Here is a 5283-nt window from a genome sequence, read left to right on the forward strand (position 1 = left end):
GCACGGACTGACCGGCGTCATGTATGGCCATTTCGGTGCGGGATGCATGCACATCCGCATCAATTTCGACCTGCGCTCAGGCGCCGGGCGCGGCGTATTCCGCGCCTTCTGCACGGACGCCGCGCACCTGGCGGTCAAGTACGAGGGCTCCCTTTCCGGCGAGCACGGCGACGGGCGGGCGCGTTCGGAGCTGCTGCCGATCATGTATTCGCCGGAGATGCTGGGTGCGTTCGAGCGGTTCGTCCGGGTGTGGGATCCGGCCGGTCTGCTCGCTCCCGGCGGGCTACGCGAGACGCGGCCAATGGACGCGGATCTCGCGCTCGCCGGCATCGGACACCGTGACCTCGGCCTGCTCACCTCGGGCGATGGGCAGCATCCGGTGCAGGCGTGCATCGGTGTCGGCCGCTGTCGGACGAGCTCGGGCGGGGTGATGTGTCCGTCCTTCCGCGCCACCGGCGACGAGAAGGATTCCACGCGCGGACGTGCCCGCGTGCTGCAGGAATTCATTCGCGGCGAGCGCATCGAGGCCGACTGGTCCTCGACCGAGGTCGCCGAGTCGCTCGAGCTCTGCCTGTCCTGCAAGGCGTGTTCTTCGGACTGCCCGACCGGCGTGGACATGGCGACGTTCAAGTCCGAGTTTCTCTCGCACCACTACGCACGGCGCCTGCGCCCGCTCGCGCACTACTCGCTCGGGCTGCTGCCGCTGTGGCTCAAGGTGACCCCTTATCTCGCCGGGCTCCTCAACCGCGTGCTACGGACTCGGCTCGGGCAGCTCGGCGCGCGGGCAGGCGGGCTCGGCAAGAACCGGACGCTCCCGGAGTTCGCGCGAGCGGCCGATGTGCGCGCGGAGATGGGGCGCGTGCCGGCCTCGGTGTGGCATACGAAGGACCCGAAGGCCGCGCCCCACGCGCTGCGGAATTCGACAGAAGTAGTGCTGTTTATCGACTCGTTCACGCGCGGGCTGCGGCCGCAGGTCGCCGGCGCCGCCGCGCGCGCGCTCGGCGGGGCGCACTCCTCGGTCGCGTGTAGCGCCGAGCATTGCTGCGGGCTCACCCACGTCACCACCGGCCGGCTCGGCGCGGCCCGGCGCACCCTTCGTAAGACCGCGGAATTCCTCGACGAGGTGCGGGGCGAAGGCGGCGCCGAGGTGCCCATCGTCGTCGTCGAACCGAGTTGCGCCGCGACCTTGCACGACGAGCTTCCACGGCTGGTGAGCGAGGCGCACGACGGGATCGACGTTGCCGAGGCCGCGCGCGCCCGCCGCGTCGCCGCACGCGTGCGCTCGGCTGCGGGCCATATCGGCGACCTCGCCGCGCAGGGGAGGGCGCCGGCGTGGCCGGGCGGTCAGGCGCCGTCCGCCGTCATCGTGCAAACGCATTGCCACGAGTACGCCACCTTCGGCAACAGGGTGCAGCGCCAGACGCTCTCAGCCCTGGGTGTGGGGAGCGTGGTCGAAGCGACCGGTTGCTGCGGGATCGCGGGGGATTTCGGCTTTACCGCTGGTCACGAGGACGTCGCCGATGCGGTCGCCGAGCAGGCGCTCGCGCCCGCGCTGCGCGAGCACTCGGACGCGCCTATCCTCACGGACGGGTTCTCATGCCACGCCCAAGTCGCCCACTTGTCCGCGACAGATCCCACGACCCGGGCCGCCGGCGGCGCAGGACGCCGCGGCGCCCACCTGCTCGAACTGCTCGACCCGGATCCCGCCGGCGCACATGCCGCGCACTTGACCACTCACGAGAATCGACCCCCAGGAGGCCAGCAATGACCCGCAACGTCGCCGACATCATCGAAGGACTCGGCACCGGAATCCATATCTCGGGCAAGTGGCGTGATGCGAAGTCGTCGGCCACATTCGACGTGGAGAATCCCGCCACCGGCGAGGTCATCGCCACGCTTGCTGACGGCGGAGAGGCTGATGCCCTTGAGGCGATCGACGTCGCCGCGGCCACGCAGGCCGAGTGGGCGGCGACTCCCTCGCGCGAGCGATCGGAGATTCTGCGCCGCGCCTACGAACTGATGATCTCTCGTGCCGACGAGATTGCCCTGCTAATGACCACGGAGATGGGCAAGCCACTCGCCGAATCGAAGGGCGAGGTCAACTACGGGGCCGAGTTCTTCCGTTGGTTCGCAGAGGAGGCGGTGCGCATCTCCGGTGACGCGCGCAAGAGCCCGGACGGCAAGACCCGCTTCATCGTCACCAAGGAGCCGGTGGGGCCGTGCATCCTCATCACGCCGTGGAACTTCCCGCTGGCGATGATCACCCGCAAGATCGGTCCGGCGATCGCCGCCGGCTGCACGATGGTCTACAAGCCGGCCAACCTCACACCGCTGACCTCCCTATACATGGTGGAACTGTTGCGTGAGGCCGGACTTCCCGACGGCGTGCTGTCCATCGTGTGCACGACGTCCGCGGGCTCGGTCGTCGAACCGTGGATCGATTCGGGTAAGGCCCGCAAACTCTCCTTCACCGGCTCTACACCTGTGGGGAAGCTGCTGCTCGAGCAGTGCGCCCGAGGCGTGCTTCGTACCTCGATGGAGCTCGGCGGCAACGCGCCGTTCATCGTGTGCGAGGACGCGGACCTCGATGTCGCCGTCGATGCGGCCATGGCGGCGAAGATGCGCAATATGGGCGAGGCGTGCACGGCGGCCAACCGCATCCTCGTCCACCGCGACGTCATGAGCGAATTCTCCGCGAAGCTCACCGAGCGGATGTCGGGGCTGAAGGTCGGCGATGGCGCGCAGGACGGCACCGATGTCGGGCCTCTCGTCGAGGGCAAGGCCGTCGACAAGGTGGAAAAGCTTGTCGGCGACGCGGTCGAGCGCGGCGCGCAGGTCCTGTGCGGCGGCGAGCGCCCGTCCGGCGCCGGCTACTTCTACCCGCCGACCGTGCTCACCGAAGTCTCCCCGGAAGCGGAGTTGATGACCACCGAGATCTTCGGGCCCGTGGCCGCGCTTATCCCGTTCGACAACGATGATGAGGCGATCGAGCTCGCCAACGGTACCGAGTTCGGCCTCGTGTCATACGTGATGACCGAGTCGGTGGACCGCGGTTTCACGATCTCGGAGAAGCTCGAAGCGGGCATGGTCGGTTTCAACACCGGGCTCGTGTCGAACCCGGCGGCGCCGTTCGGCGGGATCAAGCAATCCGGGCTCGGTCGTGAGGGCGGGCTCACCGGAATCGAAGAATTCGTCGAGTCGAAGTACGTGGCGATTCCTGTGCGATAACGCAGGTATAGCGGCTACCGGTCTGGCCCAGCCCCATCGGGATGTCGAGGGAGTGCGCGCGGCTAATGCGCGCGCTCCCTCATTTTTCGCGTTCGAGCCAAAAGTAGTAGAGCTCGTCCGTGCCGAAGACGGATTCGAGCTTGCCGTTCATGATGCCGACCACGGTGTCGTCGTCGACCTTCTTGAAGTGGTCGAACACCCCCATTGCGTCGTAGACCATCGTGGCCGTGGATTCGCCACGGAATTCGATAGACCATACGCTCGCGGCCCCGCCGCCGGCGGCCGCCGCGTTGGCCTCGGTTCCGCCGTCGTCGGAGCGCACGACGATCGGGCTCACGTCGAGCGGAGCGTCGAACCATTTGCCGTGCCACTTTACCTTCTCCAACAGCGCAGACGCCGGGTGCCCCATGGCGAAATCGCCGCCGGCCCAGTGCCCGAGCATGTCCTCGACCTTGGCGACCTGGAGATCGGCCCACAACTCGTCGAGTTGCGAGGCGGTCGGCGATTCGGCATCGCGGAGTTCGTCGAAACGTTCACGTGTACTCATGGCCCCAGGCTAGATTTTCCGCACTGCGTATATCTGATTTTGGTGAAACAGAGTGTATGTCTCCCCGCCAGATTTGTTAACGGCAATTCAGGAGGGCCGATATAGGAAGTGTGTCTCAGGACACAAGCAGTGGAACCAATCGAGGAGTTCGGAATGCGAAATTCAATGTGGGCACGATCAGCGGCGGTGGCGGGAGCTGCGGCAATGGCGATGGCGATGTCCGCGTCGCCCGCGAGCGCGCAAGAGCCCGCCCCCAATGCTCTCGAGGGCTCGATCCAGACGGACGTTCTCGAATCCATCATCACCAATTCCGGGGAGCTTTCCGCCCACCCCTGGATTTTGTCGATCTACGGCGGCTCGATCGCCTTTTGCCTGTTCAACGATTGCACAGACGACAACGGAATGTAGCCGCGAACTGCTAGGACTCCAGTCGAGCGAGGCCATCGCGCATGTGTTCGTCGAGCGCGGCCCACGCCCGCTCGAGGTCGCCGGCGCGGATCGCGGCGGCGAGTTCGCGGTGCTCTGCGACCCGATCCTCGCCGGGGCCATACTTCGATTGCATGGCGCGCAGGCACATCGAGGTCTCGACGATCACCGTCTCGTGCACGCGCGAGAGGCGATCGCTGCGCGCAGCCTCGACGAGCTCATGGTGGAAATCGAGGTCCGCGGCCACCATCTCCGGCGAGTCGGTGCCCTCGGAAATGCCGGCCATCTGGTCGACCACCGCATCAAGGGCGTCGGCAGCCTCGGCCTCGACGCCGAGCTGGAGAACCTGCTGGATCGCCGAACGCTCGATCGCGCGACGCAGCAAGTACATATCGGATACGGCCTCCGGCGTCAGATCCGGGACGAAAAGCCCGCGATTGCGGTGCGAGACGAGCAGACCTTCCTGCGTGAGCCGTTGCATTGCCTCGCGCAGCGGTCCGCGGCTGACCCCGAGCTGGCGGGCCAGGGCCGCCTCGCCGAGCTGCGTTCCCGGCGGGAACTCGCCCGACGAGATCGCGCGGCGCAGCGACCGGGCGATCAGCGCGGGCGTCGATTCCTGCACGACCGGTTCGAGGGAACCGCCGAGCTCGCCGGGGGAGTCGTCGGCCACGACGTTCACGCCCCGCCCGTCGAGCACGCGTGCACGCGCGGCCGCGGGACGACGTTGCCGAGCGCCTGCTCGAGGGCGGCCCCGGCGCGCATCACCGCGCGGTCATCGAAACGCTTGGCGACGATCTGGATTCCGGTGGGCAGGCCCGCCGACGTCGCCCCGCACGGAATGGACAGCGCTGGTTGCTGAGTCATGTTGAAAAGATAGGTGTACGGCGTCCACGAGGTCCAATCCGGGCTGTGCCAATTCGGCGGCACATCCGAGCCGATCTCGAACGGCGGAATCGGCATCGTGGGGGTGACGAGGAGGTCGTAGCTCTCGTGCAGCGCGCCCATTTTGTTGCCGAGCGACATCCGCACGGCCGTCGCGTCGAGGAAATCCTGCGCGGTGAACCCGTTGTAGCGCTGCAGCG

At 67.3% G+C, this 5283-nt stretch carries 6 protein-coding genes; 3 read left to right on the forward strand and 3 right to left on the reverse strand.

Going from position 1 to position 5283, the window contains the following annotated elements; all coding sequences use genetic code 11:
- Together K8V11_RS08385 and K8V11_RS08390 are read left to right on the forward strand one after the other, a co-directional pair.
- Positions 1 to 1768 (forward strand): FAD-binding and (Fe-S)-binding domain-containing protein (locus tag K8V11_RS08385; protein ID WP_303912678.1); only part of this gene is annotated, 1768 nt, incomplete at its 5' end.
- A complete protein-coding gene (locus K8V11_RS08390; RefSeq protein ID WP_303912683.1) occupies positions 1765 to 3228 on the forward strand; it encodes an NAD-dependent succinate-semialdehyde dehydrogenase in 1464 nt (487 codons plus the stop codon). The genes K8V11_RS08385 and K8V11_RS08390, both read left to right, overlap by 4 nt.
- A gap of 79 nt (positions 3229 to 3307) precedes the next feature.
- Here K8V11_RS08390 and K8V11_RS08395 read toward each other — a convergent pair whose 3' ends face one another.
- Positions 3308 to 3775 carry a DUF4334 domain-containing protein gene (locus K8V11_RS08395; RefSeq protein ID WP_303912686.1) on the reverse strand — a complete coding sequence of 156 codons (468 nt, stop codon included), beginning with the start codon at positions 3773 to 3775 and terminating at the stop codon, positions 3308 to 3310.
- A 153-nt stretch (positions 3776 to 3928) separates the two neighbouring features.
- Here K8V11_RS08395 and K8V11_RS08400 point away from each other — a divergent pair, with 153 nt between their 5' ends.
- Positions 3929 to 4183: a hypothetical protein gene (locus K8V11_RS08400; RefSeq protein ID WP_303912689.1), complete on the forward strand. Its 255-nt coding sequence runs from the start codon at positions 3929 to 3931 to the stop codon at positions 4181 to 4183.
- Between the two features lie 10 nt (positions 4184 to 4193).
- Here K8V11_RS08400 and K8V11_RS08405 read toward each other — a convergent pair whose 3' ends face one another.
- Complete coding sequence (locus K8V11_RS08405; protein ID WP_303912694.1) at positions 4194 to 4871, reverse strand: GntR family transcriptional regulator; 678 nt, start codon at positions 4869 to 4871, stop codon at positions 4194 to 4196.
- Positions 4872 to 4876: 5 nt separating this feature from the next.
- Positions 4877 to 5283, reverse strand: a 407-nt coding sequence (locus K8V11_RS08410; RefSeq protein WP_303912697.1) for an amidase family protein, incomplete at its 5' end; no start/stop codon positions are given.

The organism is Dietzia timorensis (assembly GCF_020742175.1).
GTDB lineage: Bacteria > Actinomycetota > Actinomycetes > Mycobacteriales > Mycobacteriaceae > Dietzia > Dietzia timorensis_A.

What these genes read in the sequence shown, in the direction of transcription:
- K8V11_RS08390 (WP_303912683.1), top strand. Translation starts at nt 1,765, where the DNA reads ATGACCCGCAACGTCGCCGACATCATCGAAGGACTCGGCACCGGAATC.
- K8V11_RS08395 (WP_303912686.1), bottom strand. Translation starts at nt 3,775, where the DNA reads ATGAGTACACGTGAACGTTTCGACGAACTCCGCGATGCCGAATCGCCG.
- K8V11_RS08400 (WP_303912689.1), top strand. Translation starts at nt 3,929, where the DNA reads ATGCGAAATTCAATGTGGGCACGATCAGCGGCGGTGGCGGGAGCTGCG.